Origin of the sequence: Pseudooceanicola profundi, assembly GCF_050897955.1 — a bacterium.
Classification (GTDB): domain Bacteria; phylum Pseudomonadota; class Alphaproteobacteria; order Rhodobacterales; family Rhodobacteraceae; genus Pseudooceanicola.
Genome location: NZ_JBPAXZ010000010.1, coordinates 1 through 21021, shown reverse-complemented (window position 1 = coordinate 21021; position 21021 = coordinate 1). Strand labels below are relative to the sequence as shown.

At 65.8% G+C, this 21021-nt stretch carries 15 protein-coding genes; 8 read left to right on the top strand and 7 right to left on the bottom strand.

The annotated features are described in order from the left end of the window. Positions 1–1005: calcium-binding protein (locus ACRARG_RS21430; protein ID WP_432692041.1), on the top strand; the 1005-nt coding region annotated here is incomplete at its 5' end. Between the two features lie 77 nt (positions 1006–1082). Continuing rightward, entirely contained in the window at positions 1083–2234 is a 1152-nt protein-coding gene (glf, locus tag ACRARG_RS21425; protein WP_432692040.1) for a UDP-galactopyranose mutase, read from the top strand. A gap of 68 nt (positions 2235–2302) precedes the next feature. Here the strand turns inward: glf and ACRARG_RS21420 are convergent, their stop codons facing one another. The 6 genes from ACRARG_RS21420 to ACRARG_RS21395 all read right to left on the bottom strand — a co-directional run bounded on the left by ACRARG_RS21420 (position 2303) and on the right by ACRARG_RS21395 (position 11746). Continuing rightward, positions 2303–3469: a nucleotide sugar dehydrogenase gene (locus ACRARG_RS21420; RefSeq protein WP_432692039.1), complete on the bottom strand. Its 1167-nt coding sequence runs from the start codon at positions 3467–3469 to the stop codon at positions 2303–2305. Between the two features lie 147 nt (positions 3470–3616). Further along, the gene (locus ACRARG_RS21415) at positions 3617–5446 is read right to left on the bottom strand and encodes a glycosyltransferase family protein (protein ID WP_432692038.1); all 1830 of its coding nucleotides are present in this window, start codon (positions 5444–5446) and stop codon (positions 3617–3619) included. A gap of 177 nt (positions 5447–5623) precedes the next feature. Then, complete coding sequence (locus ACRARG_RS21410) at positions 5624–6748, bottom strand: glycosyltransferase family 2 protein (RefSeq protein WP_432692037.1); 1125 nt, start codon at positions 6746–6748, stop codon at positions 5624–5626. Continuing rightward, the gene (locus ACRARG_RS21405) at positions 6745–7881 is read right to left on the bottom strand and encodes a hypothetical protein (protein ID WP_432692036.1); all 1137 of its coding nucleotides are present in this window, start codon (positions 7879–7881) and stop codon (positions 6745–6747) included. The genes ACRARG_RS21410 and ACRARG_RS21405 overlap by 4 nt, the downstream gene beginning before the upstream one ends. 215 nt (positions 7882–8096) lie before the next feature. Next, positions 8097–10541: a M10 family metallopeptidase gene (locus tag ACRARG_RS21400; RefSeq protein ID WP_432692035.1), complete on the bottom strand. Its 2445-nt coding sequence runs from the start codon at positions 10539–10541 to the stop codon at positions 8097–8099. 203 nt (positions 10542–10744) lie between these two features. Further along, entirely contained in the window at positions 10745–11746 is a 1002-nt protein-coding gene (locus ACRARG_RS21395; RefSeq protein WP_432692034.1) for a replication initiator protein A, read from the bottom strand. Between the two features lie 491 nt (positions 11747–12237). On the opposite strand from ACRARG_RS21395, the gene ACRARG_RS21390 reads away from it, so the two are divergent. From ACRARG_RS21390 to ACRARG_RS21380, 3 genes are all read left to right on the top strand, one after another. Continuing rightward, a complete protein-coding gene (locus tag ACRARG_RS21390) occupies positions 12238–13629 on the top strand; it encodes an AAA family ATPase (protein ID WP_432692033.1) in 1392 nt (463 codons plus the stop codon). A gap of 121 nt (positions 13630–13750) precedes the next feature. Further along, a complete protein-coding gene (locus ACRARG_RS21385; protein WP_432692032.1) occupies positions 13751–14764 on the top strand; it encodes a ParB/RepB/Spo0J family partition protein in 1014 nt (337 codons plus the stop codon). Between the two features lie 84 nt (positions 14765–14848). Then, positions 14849–15889 carry a glycosyltransferase gene (locus tag ACRARG_RS21380; protein ID WP_432692031.1) on the top strand — a complete coding sequence of 347 codons (1041 nt, stop codon included), beginning with the start codon at positions 14849–14851 and terminating at the stop codon, positions 15887–15889. Between the two features lie 14 nt (positions 15890–15903). Here ACRARG_RS21380 and ACRARG_RS21375 read toward each other — a convergent pair whose 3' ends face one another. Beyond that, entirely contained in the window at positions 15904–16719 is an 816-nt protein-coding gene (locus ACRARG_RS21375) for an ABC transporter permease (protein WP_432692030.1), read from the bottom strand. Positions 16720–16895: 176 nt separating this feature from the next. Between ACRARG_RS21375 and ACRARG_RS21370 the strand changes: the two genes are divergently transcribed. The 3 genes from ACRARG_RS21370 to ACRARG_RS21360 all read left to right on the top strand — a co-directional run. Then, entirely contained in the window at positions 16896–18020 is a 1125-nt protein-coding gene (locus ACRARG_RS21370; protein ID WP_432692029.1) for a KpsE/RkpR family capsule polysaccharide export protein, read from the top strand. Between the two features lie 14 nt (positions 18021–18034). After that, on the top strand, positions 18035–18688 hold the full coding sequence (locus ACRARG_RS21365; RefSeq protein ID WP_432692028.1) for an ABC transporter ATP-binding protein: 654 nt from the start codon (positions 18035–18037) through the stop codon (positions 18686–18688). Positions 18689–18830: 142 nt separating this feature from the next. Continuing rightward, positions 18831–21021: calcium-binding protein (locus tag ACRARG_RS21360; protein ID WP_432692027.1), on the top strand; the 2191-nt coding region annotated here is incomplete at its 3' end.

The window sequence follows — 21021 nt, the reverse complement described above, 5'->3', positions numbered from 1 at the left end:
GGGCAGGCGGGGGACGACACCCTGCGGGGCGGTCATGGCAATGACACCCTGCGGGGCGGTATCTGGTCCGACCGGCTGGAGGGGGATTTCGGCCATGACCTGCTGGAGGGCGGGGCCGGCAATGACTGGATGCACGGCGGGCTGATGGCCGATACCCTGCTGGGGGGCACCGGCGCGGACCGGATGTTCGGCGGCTTTGGCTGGGACCGGCTGGAGGGGCAGGGCGGCAACGACCTGCTGGACGGCGGCGATCATACCGATGTGCTGTCGGGCGGCTTTGGCCATGACACCCTGCGCGGCGGCACCGGCAATGACCGGCTGGACGGCGGGTTCGGCAATGACCGGCTGGAGGGGCAGAACGGCGCGGATCGTCTGGCGGGCGGCTTTGGCAACGACTGGATCCACGGCGGCAGCCTGGCCGATATCATCGATGCGGGGCCCGGCAATGATACGGTTCTGGGCGGCGCCGGGCCGGACCGGATCTGGCTGGGGGCGGGGCATGACCTGTTCCTCGATGCCGCCCAGGCGGGGCTGGTGGGACGCGACCGGATTTTTGCCGGCGACGGCAATGACACGATCCGCGGCGGCGGCGGCGATGATCTGGCCCATGGGCAGGCCGGTCACGACCGGGTCGAGGGCGGCGGGGGCCATGACACCCTGACCGGCGGCGCGGGAAATGATACGATTTCGGGCGGAACAGGCTCTGATATGATCCGGGGCGAGGCCGGCAATGACCGGCTGATCGCCGGGCCCGGATTTGACATCCTGAGCGGCGGGGCCGGGCGGGACAGCTTTGTTTTCACCGCCGCCGCCGGACGTAATGTGATTGCCGATTTCGACCCGGATCTGGACCGTCTTGAGCTGTCGGTCCGCGAAAATCACTTCCGCGCGCTCGACATCGACGACGCCCCCCGCGGGCTCTGGGTCAACTGGACCGGCGGCGGCGTTCTGCTGGAGGGGCTCACGGCGCGTGACCTCTCTGCCTCCGATGTGGTCTTTGCCTGACGGCCGCCCCCGCCGGGGGAGCGTTGCCAAGCCCGCCCCGCCATGTGAAAAGGCCCCCGCATAACCTGGGGGTAGTGATGAAGATCTTATGTGTGGGGGCGGGCCTGTCGGGGGCTGTGATCGGGCGGAAACTGGCAGAGGCCGGGCATGAGGTGGTGATCCTCGACGCGCGCGACCATATCGGCGGCAACTGCCATACCGAACGCGATGCGGAAACCGGCGTGATGGTGCATATCTACGGGCCGCATATCTTTCACACCGATGACGCGGAGGTCTGGGACTACGTCAACAGCTTTGAGACCTTCCTGCCCTATAAGAACCGGGTCAAAACCACCTCCCGCGACCCAAAAGGCGAGCTGGGCGTGTTTTCCCTGCCGGTGAACCTGCACACGATCAACCAGTTCTTCCGCAAGACCCTGCGCCCCGAAGAGGCGCATGCCTTTATCACCGAAGACCAGGCCGATACCTCCATCGCCGATCCGCAGACCTTTGAAGAACAGGCGATGCGCTTTGTCGGGCGCGATCTCTACGAGGCCTTCTTCAAGGGCTACACGATGAAGCAATGGGGCTGTCACCCGTCGGAACTGCCCGCCTCGATTCTGAAACGCCTGCCGGTGCGCTTCAACTACGACGACAATTACTTCTTCCATCAGTTTCAGGGCATGCCGGAGAATGGCTATACCGCGATGATCGCGGCGATCCTCGACCATCCGGGCATCACCGTGCAGCTGGAGACGAGCTTTGCCCGCGATCAGGCCGGCGACTATGACCATGTCTTCTATTCCGGCCCGCTGGACGGCTATTTCGATTTCGAACTGGGTCGGCTGGGCTACCGGACGCTGGATTTCGAACGCTTCACCCATCAGGGTGATTATCAGGGCTGCGCGGTGATGAATTACGGTGAGGTCGACGTGCCCTATACCCGTATCACCGAGCACAAGCATTTCAGCCCCTGGGAAAGCCATGAGGGATCGGTCTGCTATCGCGAGTTTTCCCGTGAATGCACCCCCGACGACATTCCCTACTACCCGATCCGCCAGGTGAAGGAGAAGGCGCTGCTGTCCGACTATGTCGCGCTGGCCGAAAAGACCCGGGGCGTGACCTTTGTCGGCCGTCTGGGCACCTATCGTTACCTCGACATGGATGTCACCATCCGCGAGGCGCTGGATACGGCGGCGGTCTTTGTCGAAAAGGGCACGGCCCCGGCCTTTGTCATGGCGCCGCTCTGACCCGAAACAAAGCCGTTTTTGGCAGGAACAGACCCTGTTTTTTCTGAAACGGGGTCTGTGAACCGGCCTCAGTCGCCGCCGAAGAGGTCGCGGGTAAAGACCTTGTCGCAGACATCGGCCAGTTCGGCCGTGGTCCGGTTGGCCAGGATCACATCCGCCTCTGCCTTGAAGGCGGGCAGGTCACGGATCACGCGGGACCGGAAGAAGCTCTCCTCCTCCAGCGCCGGCTCATAGACCACCACCTCGATCCCCTTGGCCTTGATCCGCTTCATGATCCCCTGAATGGAGGACTGGCGGAAATTGTCCGACCCCGCCTTCATCACCAGCCGGTAGACCCCCACGACCCTGGGCGCGCGGGCGACGATCTGGGCGGCGATGAAATCCTTGCGGGTGGTATTGGCATCCACGATGGCGCGGATCATGTTCTGCGGCACATCGGAATAATTGGCCAGCAGCTGCTTGGTATCCTTGGGCAGGCAATAGCCGCCATAGCCAAACGACGGGTTGTTGTAATGCGTGCCGATCCGCGGATCGAGCCCGACGCCCTCGATGATCTGACGCGAGTCCATGCCCGCGGCCATGGCATAGCTGTCGAGCTCGTTGAAATAGGCCACCCGCATCGCAAGGTAGGTATTGGCGAACAGCTTGATCGCCTCCGCCTCGGCCGCGCCGGTAAAGAGCACGGGCACATCCTTGCGGATGGCCCCCTCCACCAGCAGACCGGCAAAGGTCCGGGCGCGCGGGCTGTCCTCGCCCAGGATCACGCGGGAGGGATGCAGGTTGTCGTAAAGCGCCCGGCCCTCGCGCAGGAACTCGGGGCTGAAGATCACCTGATCGGTGTCCAGCTCCTCGCGAATGCGGTCGGTGAAGCCCACGGGGATGGTGGATTTGACCACGATCGTGGCCTCCGGGGTCACCGCGATGACGCCCCTGATGACGGTCTCGACAGAAGAGGTGTCAAAGTAATTCGTGTCGGGGTCGTAATTGGTCGGGGTGGAGACGATGACATAATCCGCCCCCGTCACGGCCGCGGCCAGATCGGTTGTGGCGGTCAGGTTCAGATCGCGATTGGCGAGATACTCCTCAAGCTCGGCATCGATCACCGGGCTTTTGCGCGCGGTGACGGTGGCGACGCGGGTGGCGTCGATATCGACCGCAATGACGTCATTGTGCTGCGCCAGCAGAACAGCGTTCGACAGGCCCACATAGCCCATCCCGACAACAGCGATTTTCATGACCCAGCCCCCCGGAGGTGATTGTGGCGGCGGCCCGGTCCGGTCCCGCCCCTGACGCCGCAGTCTGGCGGGCAAGAATGGTCCGGGCATGGCCAAAAAACGAAGTCTTTGCGGCCAGCCCGGCCCGATCCGTCCCGCGGGGCGGGTCTATTCGGCGGCATCAGCGGCATCGGGGCGCGCGGGCGGCACGCTCTCCAGCCCCAGCCTGCGGTGCCAGAAGGCGGGCCCGGTCAGCCGGTCATATCCCTGCCGCCATTCCTCTTTCAGGGCGGGATAGTCCCGCAATATGGCGCGGGCGGCGCGGAAGATCCGGGCGCTGACCCGGGCCGCGCGGGCCTTGTCATGGCGCACGGTATAGCTGCGCCGGCCATCCAGGGACCGATAGGTGATCCGCGCCGCGCCCCAGATCGGGCGGCGGGCGCCGCGCAGGGTGGCGGGCAGGGCGATCCGGTCGCCGATCCGGGTGAAGAAGGGCAGCAGATGCCCGTTCAGCGTCAGCTTCATCAGGCTGCGGGCCAGCAGGTTGTCAGAGGGCAGCCAGGACCGCATCGGCCGCTGCAGCCGGTCCTCCTCTTCCTGCCAGCGTTCGGCCTGTGTCAGCGCGCCGATCTCGGCGCGGCGGGTCGCCATATCGGCATTGGCCTCAAAGAAATCGGGGCCGCGCCGGACATCCTCCAGCGCGATGGCCACCGCCTCCAGCGTTTCGTAATGGCAGTCGAGCAGGCTGCGCAGCCAGAACCGGAGCATGATCCGGGCCAGCCCCTTGCGGCCGATCTCCATCCCGGGCAGCGCCAGGTGATGCGCCAGATGCGACCGCAGGTCGAGATAGACGGTCAGCGGGCTTTCCTTCACCGAGAAATCTTCGTCCTGGTAGGAGATCACGCCGGGCAGGGTGGTGATGGCAAAGTCATGAACCAGCGAAAAGCTCACATCATCGCCGCGCACGAAGAACGGAAAGGGCAGGTGGCGGACCTGATCGACGGGAAAGGCGAAATACCACCAGCCGCCGTAGAAATTATGCGGCTGGGTGGCGGTGCTGTCGAATTCCATCTCGGCGACCTGCCGGATGTCGCGCAGATCCGTGCCCATGTGCCGCGGCTGGCAGAGCCCGTCAAAGATCGCGCCGTTTTCCCACAGTTTCCAGTGATGCTGGGCATTGGCCACGGCGCCCGCCACCGTTGCGCGCGGATCGGTGGCATAGGCGAGGAAGGTCCAGGTCCGTTCCACCGCGCCCATATGGACGGAGGCATCGTCATCCATGAACAGGCAGTGCGAGGCGCCGCGCCGCTGCGCCTCGATCAGCCCGCGGGTAAAGCCGCCGGCCCCGCCGAGGTTTTCGTTCGGCACCAGGCTGACATGGGGGCCGGGCGTGATCTCCGCGCTCTGGCCATTATCGACGATCGCCATATGCAGGTGATCCCCGATCGGGGAGGTCGCGGCAAAGCGCGCGAAGCGGTCGGCGGTGCGGCGCACGGCCTCTTCGCGGCGGAAGGTGGTGACCGAGAGCATCAGCTCGGGGCTGCGCAGGGGGGGCCGGTCGGTGACCCAGGCCATGTCGTGCAGCCCGCCCCGGTCCAGCGCCTTCAGATCGACCGCCAGCAGGCCGCGGGTGCCGCCGGCCTCCCCGCTCAGGTCGATCTCGCGGCGCAGGGGGGTGCCGGCCTCCGGCGCGACGATCTCTGTGATCAGCCGTTGCCAGGACCGTTCGGGGCAGATCAGCCAGACCGTCAGTTCAAACCGGCCCGTGCCCTCGATCTCCAGCGCGAGCTGGTCGAGGCCGCAGTATTTGACCCATTTCCCGCTGTTGAAGAGATTGGCGTAGCTGTCGAAGCGGACGGTCCCGCCGGGCAGGAATTCCAGCCGCTGCTCGGGCATGGAAAACCCCACCGGCCCCTCCAGCTGGAAGAACATGTCGCGATCCGTGACCAGCCCCGGTTCCGGCCAGAGCAGGGTCTGCAGGCGATGCGGCCGGCTCATCTCCGGGCCTCCGGCAGGGAGGGCAGGGGGGGACGGAAAACAGCGATCAACATGGGCATTCCAATCGTCATGAAACCGGCCGGCCGGAACCGGCTGCAACGCGTCGGGTCTGGCAGGTTCTGCCCTGTGTTGCAATGGCTTGGCCATGGCAGGGCGGGGCGGGCGGGGCGAGGGCGGTCACAGTTCCAGCCCGTGCTGCGCGATCAGATCGCCGCGGCGGTCGCGCAGCGCGGCATCGAAAGCCTCGGCGGAAAAGCGCAGCGCCTGCGGCGCCCCCTCCGTACCCTCCACCAGCTGCCGTGCTGCGGCGCCGGGATCGGGCCGGCTGTCGAGCAGGCCGCCGGCCTCCCGCAGGCGGGCCTGCTGTGCGGCGTCCAGCAGGATCAGCGGCTGCAGTTCGGCAAAGGTGGCGCGGCGGTCGCGGCTGTCATGCACCCGCCGGATCTGGCGCTGGCGGGCGGGCAGGCGGGCGGCAAAGGGCTGGGCCACACCGGCCGCGCGCAGGGCCGCGTATTCCAGCGCGTAGCGCAGGATCTTGAGCCGCCAGTGCAGCGGGGTCAGCCCGTCGTAATGCACCAGCCAGCACTCGGGCAGCCGCGGCCCGGGCCCCATCTTCTTGGCCTCCCTCAGCCGGGCCTCTTCTGCCGGGTCGGCAGGGGCGGGCATATGGATCCGGATCACCAGATCCTGGCCGGTGCGGGTAAAGGATTTGCCGATCACATGTCCCAGGAACCCGCCGGTCGTCAGCGGCGCCAGCCCGCCATAGACAGCGTCAAGAATCCGTGGCCGGTTGGGCAGGGGCAGTTTCAGCACCCCGTCAAAGAGATCCGCCTGCGCCCGCTCCGCGTCAAAGGCGCGTTCGGCCATATGGGGCCGGCAATGCATCACCTTCGGGTCGACCCCGGCCAGGATCTGCGCCACCGGCTTCCGGGCGGTCAGATATTCGTCGGCATCGCAGAAAAACATCCAGTCGGTGCGGCAGGCCCGGTAGGCGCGGCTGGCATTGCGAATCTGGCGCAGCTCCTGCCCCCGGGGCCGGACACCGTTGTTGACCTCGTCCCAGTAGGCGTCGTCGCAGATGGTCAGCCGGACCCGGTCCATCGCCCGCAGCGGCGCCAGGCCGGGCTGGTCGGGATCGTCGATAAACAGATGGACCTCATCGGCCCCCAGCCCGAGGTAATGCGCCACAAAGGCATAGAGCAGCGCGGGCGGTTCGGCGACGGTGGAGACGACGGTCCAGCTCGCCCCCGGGACCGGGCGCGGCCAGAGCCGCGTCAGCCATGTCCCGGGCGGGGGGGTCATGGCTGGCGGTCCATGTCTTGCACGATCTCCGTCAGACGCAGAATATCGCGGCGCACATCCTGGCGGGCCGGGTCAAGCTCCGAGGCCAGCTCCATCAGGGTCAGCGCCATCCGGGGGCGGATCTCGGCGATGCTCTTGCCGATATTGTAAAGCGGCAGCGCCCGTTCGACCGAGGCAATGCCCGACAGCCGCGCCACAAGGGCCAGCAGGTTGTCCCGTTCATACTCGGCATAGCCGGTGTCCTGCGGCGTCTCGGGATATTTCGACATGTCGTCGTGAAAGGCAAAATCATGCCCCAGCACATCGGGCAGCCGGCGGTTGGATCCGGCGAATTCGGCCAGAAAGGCCTGCGCCTCGGCCCGGGACGGGCGCAGGCCGCCATGGCTGTCCTCGCCGATCCAGCCGGCATTGCGGGCCCGCGCGACGGCCACCTGGTTCAGCCCGGCCGCGCGCAGGCTCAGCAGCAGCTGCGTCTGATTGGCGCCCAGCGATCTGTTGACATCCTGCAGGTCGTTGTCCGGCTCCAGCCCGAGCCGGGCAAAGAAATCGGTGACGATATCGCCGCCGCTGAGCCGGGCGCGGTTGTATTCATGCACCGTCAGCACCGGCCCCCCGAAGGCAGATCGCCAGGCCTCCAGCTTGCCCGCGAAATCGAGATAGCGCCGCACCCCCGGCGTCAGCTCGGGCAGGGCGCCCGGGGTGGTGCCGAACAGCAAAGCGGATTGCACCGTCTTGGCGCCCTGGGCCTTCTGCGACACCGCCAGCTCGTCCTGCCGGCGCAGATAGGCGCAGATCTCGATCTCGTCGAACCGCGGCGCCAGCCATTTTGCGAGCTGGCCGATCTCCTCTTCCTCGAGGAAGAACAGATCCTCGGCCGAGAGGATGACATTGCCCTCCAGCCCGTCCAGCCCTTCTCCCAGCCGCTCATAGCCATTGGGGGTAATGCGGAACTGCACGCCCTCCGGGGTCATCGGAAAGCCGAAGATATTGCCCCAGTTGGCGACGTTGCGCGGGCCCAGGGCAAAGCTCCAGCCTTTGTCCCGCAGGGCGTCGCGGTTCAGCATGCAGGCTCTCTGGATGGCCGTGGTCCCGGTCTTGTGGCACCCGATGTGAAGGAGCAGCTTTTTCGGCATGGTCGTTCTCTCGCAGATAATGTCGTGATGCCGTCGTGCCGGCGCGGATCGGGACCGAGTGTTAGAACATAGTCGGGCCGGTATCCATCGCATTATTGCGCCGCCCCGTCCGGGGCCGATACAGCATAATATGGATTACCCGAAACGCATCGCCGCCCGCGGCGCAGGCCCGGGCGGCGATGTCAGATCCGCGTCAGATCCGTCTCTGGCCTGCCTCAGAAGACCAGGACATTGCCCAGGTCATTGACCGATCCGATGCCTTCCAGAAGCACCGAATTGCCGCCGCCGAAGGCAAACAGAACGCCGTCGGTCGTGGCCGAGGCAAAACGGTCCACCACGTCCGACCCGCTCAGGCTGCCGGTCCAGAGCGCATCGTCGAACCGCAGGATATCCATGGCGCTGTAATCGGTGATGACATCCCGCGCGATGGTCGCGCCGGCAAAGCTGAAGGTATCCGCCCCCGCCCCGCCGGAGGCGGTGTCATTGCCGCCCCGCAGGATGATCTGATCCGCGCCCCCGCCGCCAAAGACCGCGTCGCCGCCCAGGAAGCCGCCCTGCCAGTCGTCGATGAACGTGTCATTGCCATTGCCCAGGAAGGCACGGTCCCGCCCGGCCCCGCCCGAGACGGTGTCATTGCCATTGCCGGCAAAGATCATGTCAAAGCCGCCGTCGCCGGACAGGCTGTCACTGCCATTGCCGCCCGCCAGCGTGTCGTTGCCGCCCCCGCCCGAGACGGTGTCATTGCCGCCGCCGGTGTTGATATTGTCATTGCCATTGCCGCCAAAGACCACGTCAGAACCCAGGAACCCGTTCTGGGCCGCATCGGTGTAGACGTCATTGCCATTGCCCAGGAAGGCGCGGTCCCGGCCGACGCCGCCGTCGACCCGGTCATTGCCATCGCCGGCAAAGATCACGTCAAAGCCGCCCTCGCCCTGCAGGCTGTCATTGCCGTCGCCGCCGGCCAGGCTGTCATTGCCGCCGCCGCCGCGGATGGTGTCATTGCCGCCGCCGGTGCTGATATCGTCATTGCCTTCGGCGCCGAACACCCAGTCGGCGCCCAGGAACCCGCCCTGGCCGACATCGGAATAAGTATCGTTGCCATTGCCCAGGAAGGCACGGTCCCGGCCAAACCCGCCGGTGACCACGTCATTGCCATTGCCGCCCGCCAGCGTGTCGGTGCCAAAGCCGCCCAGCAGGGTGTCATGGCCGTTGCGGCCCTCCAGCCGGTCATTGCCGCCGCGGCCTTCCAGACGGTCATTGCCGGCCCGCCCGTCCAGCAGGTTGTTCGCGGCATTGCCCAGCACGGTGTCATTGCCAGAGCCGGCAAAGACCTGTTCGATCGTCGTATTATGCGCGATCGCCAGGTTGCCGGTGCCGCCGGCGATATCGGAATAGCTGCCCGGCGCCAGGTCGATCCGCACCGCCGTGCTCAGCGGCGACAGATCGAGAAGGTCGATCCCGCCATTGTCGTAGATGGTGAAGGCCACCGGCTCTCCGGCCAGATCGGAAGAGCTCTCGCCCCGGATGGCCGCCTCCATCAGATCGCCAAGGCTGCCGCCGATATTGGTATTGGCGCCCCAGATCGTCCGCCCGGCCGTCGCGGTGGAGGCGCCGTACAGGTTCTGGATCGCCAGGATATCGGCCATCATCGGGCCGACCGCAAAGGCATAGGTGGCATCGATGGAGGTGTTATCCTCCTGGCTGAAATAGGACATGACCGAGACCTGCCAGCTGTCGTTGGAGAAGGTCTCGTCATAGCCATAAACGGCCGAGCCGTTGTAATTGCCCATATGGCCCAGCCCGAGGGCGTGGCCGATCTCGTGCACATAGGTCTGCAGCGAATAGCTGTCGAAGGAGGTGCCGTAATAATCCAGCCAGGAGGTGCCGATATTCACCGTCGAATAGCTGGTCTCGTCGCCATAGGCGACGTAATCGGCATAGGCATCGCTGCTGTAGGGTTCGTAGAAGGTGATATCGGCGCTGCCGGAGGTTTCGACAAAATCGATATCGGCCACCAGGCTCCAGGTTTCCATCGCCCAGCGGGCCAGCTGCATGCCGTCGGAAGACAGATTGTTGAGGTTGACCGTCAGCGCCCGGTCGGTGCCGAGCGCAAAGCTGTGGCGGCCAAGATAATTGTCCTCCCAGTAGCCGTCGGTCAGGTAATCGGCCAGTTCGGACAATGCGGAGGCCGGCTCATCCGGATCGGTCGGGTCGTTTGTTCCCGATCCCTCGATCTCCAGAAAGTAATCGCCCTCGGTGTAGCCGGAGTAGGTATAATAAAACCCGGTGACAGAGAGATAGAAATCGCCGGTATAGCTGGCGGTGAATTCCAGATAGGAATCCAGATTGCCGCCGACATAATCGATATCGTCATTCTCGGCCAGCCAGTAGCCGTTGGAATCGTAAACCGTCAGCACCGGATCCCAGAGCTCGAAAGCAGAACTGTCGTCGCCATAGGCCTCGATTGTATAGGTTTCCCCCTCAACCAGGGACACCCGCACCCAGTCATCATCGGCATAGCCGATATTTCCGGAAAACCGGTCGCCAACCGAAATGTCATAAGAGGTCCAGGTGCCGCCGGCGGCATCCCCGACCTCGGTCACAAGAGCGCCTTCAACGGCGTGGGACAGAGGTTGTGGAAGCTGGGTCAGGGGAATCATCGGAAAAAACCTTTTCTGGAATGGCTACGTCATATGGGCGAAACAGGGCTCCGATGCATTTAACCAAAAATTAACACATCGCCTAATGATAAAATTTGAAAATCATCCTGGATAACCCGGTTTGTGCGGCGCTGCGGGACGGTCTCCGCCCCGCCCCCCGCCCGCGCAGCGGCGGCGGTCAGGGTCTTACTCAGGGTTTTTGGTCAGGGCCGCTGTCGGGCCAGCCAGCCCAGAAACGCCCGGTCGGGGCTGGTCAGCCGCCGGCGCCCCGACCCGGCCCAGAACCGCTGCCAGTCCGCCACCAGCGCATGGACATCGGCCCCCGGCCGCAGGGCGCGGGCCTGGTCCAGCGCCTCGGGGCTGACCTGTGGTGCCTCCGCCGGCTCCAGCACGGCGTCGCGGCGGCGGATCCGCAGGATATCGCCCGCCTCTTCGCTCAGGCTGTATTCGGGCAGGTGGTCCTCGTCGATCATCCGGCGCATGGCGGCGCGAAAGACCCGGATCGGCGCGGCAGAGCCGGCCTTCTTCTGCAGCACGGGCAGGCTGACGGTCCAGTCGCTCTGACGGCCGCAATGCTTGCGGGCCAGCTCGTAGATGCGGCGCTCCAGCGGTTTGCGCAGCCGGAAATAATCGCGCGACAGCGTCAGCACCGATTTTGCCAGCACCGCGCGATACAGCCAGTCGCTGAGCGTGACGAGGACCGACACCATCCGCCCGCCCCGGCTGTGGCGCAGGATCTCCCAGCTGTCGATCAGCCCGAAGCCGGAGGTCGTCTCCATCCCGCCGGTGGTCATATTGGTGGTGATCCGGGTGCCGGCCAGCCGCTCGAAGGCTTCGCGCAGCCGCTGATAGGCATCCCCCGAGGTGTCGCGGTTGGTGGCCACCAGCAGGTCATAGGCCTTCAGCGTCATCCGCCGGCCAACCGGGCGCCCGGCATTGATCCCTGCCATCAGCTGGCTGACGCAATAGATCAGGATATCCTTGTCATGCATCGTGGCACGGCCCTTGACGCTGGGCGTGACCTCCACGGTTGTGCCGTTATGCGCATAGGACAGGACCCGCCGGTCCGGCCGGGTCGACAGCGAAAACACCGGATGCTCCATCGTGCCCAGATCGTCCTTTGGCGCGGCATCGAAGATGTCGCAGACAAAAAGGTCTCCCGTGGGATGCCGGTGCGGGGGCAGTCCGCCCCCCTGTCCTGCCATGGCCGTCATTGCCTGCCGCCTGTATCCTCTGGCATCCGTGCTGCCACGGCGCCATGCCCGCCCCCGCCGCCGCCCTGTGCCCGGGCGATTCCTTTCGGGGTTTCAGTGACACCCTAAAGTTATCCACAGGATCCGTCCAGCGCCGCGGCGCCGCTTTCGGCGGATCGGAATCGACCGGGCGTGGGTTCAGAGTCGCTCTTTCGGGGGTTCGGAATCGCCTCTCTCAAAAAGCCGGTCGAAAATCAGGGGCTTGTGTGAGATCAGCGGACACGTAACGTACTAATAACAGATTCATAACAAGCACAGCTGCGATTTTCCGCCCTGACGGCTTCTGTTTTTCCCTGAAATCCTGAGAAAAAGCGCCTGTTGTGCGCATTCTCCTTCCATGTTCGCCGTTTTCGCGTATCCTTCCCGAAAGAGCGTACATCGGGCAAAGACCCGCAAAGCAGAACCCAGAACAGATCCCAGAGCAGACTTCTGAACAGGCCCCCATGAAATCGGACCCAAAAGCCCCCCTGCCCCCCTATCTTTCCATTGATCCGGATGCGGCCATGGCGACGCTGGAGCCCGCCGCCGGGACCGAAGGCTTTCGTCAGATCGCCCATGCCTGCGCCTCCGGCCGCGCCGATCTGGCCTCCCGCGGGCTGGAGGAGAATGGCGGCCGCAGTCTGCGGCTGTTTTCCACCTGGGAGATCACGCGCTATCTCATCCCCGTCGCCACCGGCCATTTCCGCCGGGTGCTGAAACAGAACCCCGACCTGCCTCAGGGCCGGTCGGAGACAGAGGGCGGCGCCAAATGGTTCACCCTCGACGAGGTGCTGCGCCTGCGCGCCCATTTCGGCAGCCAGGGATCGCGCGCCAAAAGCTACCTGCCCTACCGCCCCGAAGGCGCCCAGGCCAAGATGGTCGCGGTGGCCAATTTCAAGGGCGGGGTCGGCAAGACCTCCACCGCCGCGCATCTGGCCATGTCGGCGGCGCTCGATGGCTACCGGGTGCTGGTGATCGACCTCGACAGCCAGGGATCGATGACCTCCATCTTCGGCGGCAAGGTCGAGGATGAATGGCAGACCGTCTTCCCGCTGCTGGCGCGCCATTACGCCACGACCCTGCAGAAGGACAACCAGCGGCGGATGGACCGCGGCGAGGCCCCCCTGCCCCTCGACGACACGCTGTCAGAGGCGCTGGAGATCCGCGCGGACAGCCTGATCCAGAACACCCACTGGCCCAATATCGACCTGATCGGCGCCCAGCTGAATCTCTACTGGGCTGAATTCCAGATCCCCGTCTGGCGGATGCAGAGCCGGGGCTGGAAGCTCTGGGATGCGCTGACCGAGACGCTGGCGGCGGACGGGGTGCTGGACCAGTATGACGTCGTCTTCCTCGATACCCCGCCGGCGCTTGGCTACCTCACGATCAACGGGCTGGCGGCGGCGGATATCCTGCTGGTGCCGCTGGGGGCGTCCTTTCTGGAATTCGACAGCACGGGGCGGTTCTTCGACATGCTGCATTCCACCTTTTCCTCCATCGAGGAGGCCGAGAACATGGCCGCCCGGGCGCTTGGCCGCGAGGGGCTGTCTTTCGAATGGGATGCGGTGCGGGCGGTGGTGACCCGCTACGACGGCACCCAGCAGGCCGAGCTTGCGGCGCTGATGCAGGCCTATCTGGGCACCACCCTGTCACCGCACCGGCAGGATTTCACCGCGCTGATCGGTCAGGCCGGCGAACAGGTGCAGGGCATCTACGAGGCCGATTACCGCGATTTCAACCGCGAGACCTATGTGCGCGGCCGAGAAACCTTTGACGAGACCTATGCCGCCTTCAAGGCGCTGCTGGTGGGCAGCTGGCGGCGCGATGAGCTGGCCGGACAGGCGGCGGCGGAATGACGGGCGTTAGGTCCGGTCCGGACCCAATGTTTCGCGCGCGAAACATCTGCTCCCGCCCCGCGCGCCCTGCCCTGCCGCGCGCTCCGTTTACCAATCCTTTCCTCTGACGCGAGACGATCCCATGGCAAAACGCAAAAGGCTGACCCCCGCGAATATGGCATTTCTCGAAACCCCTCCCGAGGCGAAAAGCCCGATGGCCGCTCCGATTGCGGATGTGGCGCGGGATGCCTCCGTCACCGCCGCGGCCGAGGAAATGTCCCGCACCCTGATCGCCGCCCGCGAAGAGGGGCGGATGCTGATTACCGTGCCGATCGGGCGGATCAGGCTCGATTACCTCGTCCGTGACCGGATTGTCAGCGACAGCGAGGAGATGCAGGCGCTGAAGGACAGCTTGCGGCAACGCGGCCAGCAGACCCCGGTTGAACTGGTGGATCTGGGCGAGGGAGACTACGGGCTGATTTCGGGCTGGCGCCGCTGCGCCGCGCTGACCGCCCTGCAGGAAGAGACCGGAGAGGCGAAATTCGGTGAGGTTCTGGCCCTGCTGCGCCGCCCGGCGGATTCCGCCTCGGCCTATCTTGCCATGGTCGAGGAAAACGAGATCCGCGCCGGGCTGAGCTATTTCGAACGGGCGCGGATCGTTGCGAAATCGGTGGAACAGGGCGTATTCGAGACGGATCGGGCCGCGCTGCAGACCCTCTTTGCCGCCGCATCCCGGCCCCGCCGGTCCAAGATCGGGTCCTTCGTTCCGGTGGTTGCCGCGCTCGATGGATGGCTGCGCCATCCCGAGGCGATCGGCGAGCGGCTGGGCCTTGCCCTGTCCCGCGCCTTGACCGCGCATCCGGATCTGGGCCTGCGCCTGCGCCATGCGCTGTCGGGCACCGAAGTGACCGGATCAGAGACTGAGATCGCCGTGATAGAACAGGCTCTGGAGCGCTGTTCAGAGCCGAAACCGGGCGCGGAGACCGCCCCGCCCTCCCGGTCGGACAGACCCGGGGCGACAGGGCCGTCCGAGGCCCTGCAACTGGCCGATGGACTGGTTCTGCAGCGGAAGGGCACCCGGCTGGTGCTGAGCGGAGCGCGGGTCGACGATGAGCTGGCCGGCGATCTGGAAGCGTGGCTGAGGCAGCGTCTCTGAGCGGGGGGGCGGCGCCGGAATTTGACAGGGCGGGCGGAATATGAACAGGGACAGGCCGGGGACGGCGCTGTCAGCGGGGGCAGGATGAGCGAGAGCAGGACCGGCAGCAGTGCCGAGGCCAGGCCGGGAGCAGGCCGGCTTGTCGCCGTGGTGGTGACCTATAACCGGCTGGACAAGCTACGCCCGACACTGGCGGCGCTGCTGGCCACGCCCGGGACGGAACTGGCGGCCGTGGTGCTGGTGGACAATGCCTCGACCGACGGGACAGAGGACTGGCTGGCGGGGCAGACCGATCCGCGGCTGACGGTTCTGCGGCCGGCCACGAACCTGGGCGGCGCCGGCGGGTTTGCCATGGGCATGGCGCAGGCGCAGGCCCTGCATGATCCCGACTGGATGGTGCTGATGGATGATGATGCCCGCCCGGCCGAGGGGGGGCTTGCCGCCTTTCACGCGCTGGATCTGAGCCGCTGGGACGCGGTGGCGGCGGCGGTCTATTTCCCAGATGGCCGGATCTGCGAGATGAACCGCCCCTCGCGCAATCCGTTCTGGCACGGCGCGGAATTCCTGCGGACGGTTCTGAAGGGGCGCGGCGGGTTCCACCTGAAACCCGGGGCCTATGACGCGGATGAGGGATGTCCGATCGACGTGACCTCCTTTGTCGGGTTCTTTATTTCGCGGGCGGCCGTGGCGCGGGCCGGGCTGCCGGATCCGGGTCTGTTTCTTTATGGCGATGACGGGCTGTATACGCTGGGCCTGTCGGCCCAGGGCGGGCGGATCGGCTTTGAACCCTCGGTCCGGTTCGAACATGACTGTTCGACCTTTGCCGCGGCCCAGAGGGGGCGGTTTCACCCGCTCTGGAAGGTCTATTATTACCATCGCAACCTGCTGATGCTGTACCGGATGGCGGCGGGCTGGATGTTCTGGCCGGCGCTGCTGGTCGTCGGGCCGAAATGGCTGTGGAAGATACGGCACCATGCCGGCGAAAGGGGCCGGTTCCTGCGGCTGATGCTGCGGGCGATCCGGGACGGGCTGGCCGGCCGGACCGGGGTGGATCACGATCAGGTCCTGTCCTGGGCGGATCCGGACCGGTCTGACCAGGTCAGGACAGCAGAAAACAGACCCTGATGTGCGGTTCAGGCTCAGTTTGCGAGGATATCCCGATGATACCGGCCCAGCAGGACGATGCCCAGGAACAGCAGGACAAAGGTGCAGCCCAGCACATAGAGGCCGGAGAAATACGGCGCCTCGTAATTGGGATAAAACCCGGTGCGCATCCAGCCGACGAGATGGACAAGGGGGTTGTACCACAGCACGGATTGCGCGGTTTCCGACAGGTCGTCATAGAGAAAGAAGATGCCGGAGGCGATGAACAGCGGCCGTGTCACGATCGACCAGACCTGACCCCAGATCTGGATCAGCCCGGTCAGGGCACAGTTGATCGTCCCCACCGCCAGCCCCAGCCCCATGGCCATGAGCATGGTCTCCAGAACCGGAACGTAGTCGATGGCGACCGGGCTGTCGGACAGCGGCATGATCCCCAGCAGGATCAGATAGCTGACCATGATGGCGGTCAGGCTGTTGAGCAGGAACCGGGCGAGGATGGCATCGATCCAGCTGACCACCGGATAGGTCAGCAGCGCGCGCGAGAAATTGATCGATTTCGACACGGATGTTGCCAGATTCTGATAAAGGCTGAAGGGAATGAACCCGGTGGCAAAGAACAGCAGGAAGCTGGTGCCCAGCGGCGGCGTGCGCACCAGCAGGGAAAAGCCCAGGGCCATGACGGCGATGGCGCCGACCGGTTCGAGAATGGCCCAGAGATAGCCCCCCGGCGAGCGCCCGTAGCGCGAGGCCATTTCGCGCAGCATCAGCGCCAGGACAACCCGGCCGGTGCGGAACCCGCGTGCCACCCCGGCGCCAGGTTCGGCGGCCGGCGGGATCTCGGATGTGGTCATGAAGATGTTTCCCGTGGATATTCCCGGCGCAAGTATGATAAGGATTTGTCGGAAATGCAAATGGGGGCCTTATGAATAAGGCTTTGAATAAAAACAATAATTCTGGAAACGGGGCCAGCGGTGTTGCGGCACCCCCCGCGCCGGGGCCCAAACCGGCCGTGGCGGCGGTCCGGCCGATGGCGAAACCGGCCCGGATGCGCCGGCGGCACTGGGGGGTGCTGGCCAGTTTTGCGCTGATCGTTCTGCTGCCCCTGCTGGCGGCGGCGGCCTATCTCTGGGTCGTGGCCGATGACCGGTACAGCTCCACCCTCGGATTTACCGTCCGCAAGGAAGAAGGCGCCGGCGCCTCTGAACTGCTGGGCGGGCTGGCGGCCTTTACCGGCGGAACGGCGACGCAGGACGGCGATGTCCTGTATGAGTTCATCCGCAGCCAGGAGATGGTCCGGCGGGTCGATGAAACCCTGAATCTGCGGGACTATTACAGCGGTTTCTGGGGCAGCGACCCGTTGTTCGCGCTCAGGCCCGATGCCACGATCGAAGACCTTCTGAGTTATTGGGAGCGGATCGTGCGGGTGTCCTACGACCAGGGGACCGGGCTGGTGGAGGTCCGGGTCATGGCCTTTGATCCCGACAAGGCGCAGGCCATCGCGCGCCAGGTCCTGATCGAAAGCCAGTCGCTGGTGAATGCGCTGAACGAAACCGCGCGGCTGGATGCCATCCGCTATGCCGATCAGGAGCTGGAACAGACCCAAATCCGCCTGAAATCGACCCGGGAGGCGCTGACGAAATTCCGCACCCGGACCCAGATCGTCGATATCCAGGCCGATATCCAGGGCCGTATGGGGGTGATGAACACCCTGCAGCAGCAGCTGGCGGCAGAGCTGGTGATCTTTGACGAGCTGTCCTCCAAGACCGGCAATGACGACCCCCGTGTGACCCAGGCGCTCAACCGGATCCGGGTGATCCGGGAACGTATCGCGGAAGAGCGCAGCAATTTCGCCACCACCAAGGTCACCGGAACGGAAGAGGATTATCCGACCCTGATCGCCGAATTCGAAGGGCTGCAGGTGGAACGCGAATTTGCCGAGGAAGCCTATCGCGCGGCGCTGGCGGCCCGCGATGCGGCCTATGCGACGGCGGAACGTCAGAGCCGGTATCTGGCCACCTATGTGGCGCCGACGGCCGCGGAATCCTCGCAATATCCGCAGCGGCTGCTGTTGCTGGGGCTGGCGGGGCTGTTCCTCTGCCTGGGCTGGGGGATTGCGGTGCTGGTCTATTATTCGATCCGCGACAAGGGCTGAGGAGGCCGGCCCCGGTGATCCGGTTCGAACATCTCTCAAAAGGGTTCTGGGTGGGCGGCGAGTTCAAGACCGTCATCGACGATCTGAACCTGACCCTGCCGACGGGGCGGTCGCTGGGGCTTCTGGGGCGCAACGGGGCGGGCAAATCGACCCTGATGCAGATCATCGCCGGGACCCTGCCGGCCAACCGGGGCCGGGTTGTGTCGGACGGGACGATTTCCTGGCCCGTCGCCTTTGGCGGGTCTTTTCACCCGATGATGACCGGCGAACAGAACGTGCGCTTTGTGGCGCGGATCTACGGGGTGGATACCGACAGCCTGATCGATTTCGTCAAGGACTTCGCCGAGCTTGGCAAGCATTTCAACATGCCGGTGCGGACCTATTCGGCGGGGATGCGGACGCGGCTGACCTTTGGCACCTCGATGGGGATCCGGTTCGACACCTATCTGGTGGATGAAACCACTTCGGTTGGCGATGCCCGGTTCCGGCGCAAGAGCCGCGAGGTCTTTCGCGACCGCATGCGCAATTCCAGCGCCATCATGGTCAGCCATAATATGGCCGAGCTGCGCGAATTCTGCGATGCCGGCCTGCTGCTGGATCGGGGAAAGCTGCGATATTTCGAAAACCTCGACGAGGCGATCGAAACCCATCAGGCGCTGATGGCCTGACCCCGGGCCGGGCGGGGCACTGTCCCTGATCCGGAAACACTGTATCAACCTGTATTGAAATTCCCGATTTCCGCCGGAAAACCCGGCGCAATTTGCCATGCCGCCCCGGCATTTCCGACCCCGGAACAACCGGGGCGTGGCCATGCATATCGTCGAGTTCAACACGCGTTACAGCGCGATATGGGGCGAAACAGGGTCTAATATCAGGTCTCTGGACTGGGTGGATACCGGCGCGGGCCCGGTTCTGGTCGCCACGGGCGGGCCGGGCGGCGGGCTGATGAGCCTGAGCCTGGGGCCGGAGGGATTGCAGCGCCACGACAGCGTGACCTTTGATGATGCAACATCGCTGCGGATGGTCGGATCGGGCGGCGGCTCTGTCGTGACGGCGGGGGGCGATCCGGTGCTGATCCTGTCGGGGCTGGGCCTGTCCGGCCGCCTGGGCTACCGGATCGACGACAGCGGCAGCTTCGGCCCGGCCGAGACCCTGCCGCTTGCCGGGATCGGGGGGGCGCCGGGCGGGGTCATGGCGGGCAGCGCGGCGGGCTGGCTTTACGGGATGGCCGACAGCGGCCGGCTGCAGTGTTTCCGCCCCGATGGCGCGGGATTCAGCGCCGGGCCGTCGATCCGCGATACCGCGGACAGCTATCTGGCGGATCCGGTGGCGCTGACCACGCTGCAGGCCGGCGGCACGGAATTCCTGCTGAGCCTCAGCGCCACGGAGACCGGGCTCAGTGCCTTTCGGATCGGGGCGGCCGGCGGGCTGGAGCTGGCCGACAGCAAGGGCGTCCTGTCGGGGCTGGGCCTGCTGAGCGACCCGACCGATATGGCCACGGTTCAGCTGGGCGGGAAAAGCTATGTGCTGGTGACCAGTGCCGCCGATCGCGGGGAAAGCGGCGCGATCAGCGTGCTGGAGCTGACGCAGGCGGGCGAGCTGGAGGTGACCGATCACCTGCTGGACAGCCTTAACACCCGGTTTGGCCGGGCCCAGGCGGTGGAGGTGCTGCAGGATGGCGACTGGACCTATGTCGTGACCGGCGGCGGCGATGCCGGGCTGAGCCTGTTCCTGCTGCTGCCGGGGGGGCGTCTGCTGCATCTCGACAGTTTTGAGGATGTCACCGGATCCGGCCTGGACGGGATCACCGATCTCGCGCTGATGCGGCAGGGGGCGGCGCTGCGGATCGTCGCGGCCTCTGAAACTGCGGGGCTGGCCGAGCTGTCGGTCGACCTGTCGGCAAGGGGCATGGTCGCGCAGCCGGACAGCGGCCGGATCGACGGCGGCAACCGGGCCGATCTGCTGCTGGGCGGGACCGGCGATAATAGCCTGTTCGGGCAGGATGGAGACGATACGCTGGCGGACGGGCGCGGCGCGGACCGGCTGACCGGCGGCGGCGGCCGGGATGTCTTTGTGCTGGAGGCCGACGGGCTGCGCGACGTGATCACCGATTTCCAGCTGTCGGAGGACTGGCTCGACCTGTCGTCTGTGCCGATGCTCTACGGGCCGCAGGGGGTTGAGGTGATCCGGCGCGACTGGGGGGCCATTCTGCGCTTTTCAGGCGGAGAAGAGACTGAACTGCACAGCCACAACGGCCGCGGGTTTCGCCCCGACCGGGTGCTGGAGCGCATCCTGTGGTCTGCCGACCGGCCCAATCTGGGCCTTTTCAACGAAGAGACCGGCGGGCCGGGGCGCGACACGCTGATCGGCGGTGAGAATGTCGATATCCTCAAGGGCGGGGCGGGCGCGGATCTGCTGCGGGGCGGAGATAACGGCGACAGCCTTTATGGCGGGGATGGCGATGACCGGCTGGAGGGCGAGGCCGGGGGCGATCTGCTGGACGGCGGCGCGGGCAATGACTGGATGCATGGTGGCGCGGGCGAAGACATCCTGATGGGGGGCTGGGGCAATGACCGGCTGTTGGGCGGATTCGGGCAGGACAGGCTCGAAGGAGGCGATGGCAATGATGGGCTGGACGGCGGCGGCGGGGCGGACCGGCTGCAAGGCGGAACAGGGCGCGACAGCCTGCTGGGCGGTGCCGGGGCGGATCTGCTGCTGGGCGGCGCGGGCAACGACCGGCTGGAGGGGCAGGCGGGGGCGGATACGCTGCATGGCGGCAGCGGCGCCGACTGGGCTCATGGTGGCGCGGATCACGACCTGCTGACTGGCGGTGAGGGGAACGACCGCCTGCTGGGCGGCTACGGGCATGACCGGCTGCTGGGGCAGGCGGGGGACGACACCCTGCGGGGCGGTCATGGCAATGACACCCTGCGGGGCGGTATCTGGTCCGACCGGCTGGAGGGGGATTTCGGCCATGACCTGCTGGAGGGCGGGGCCGGCA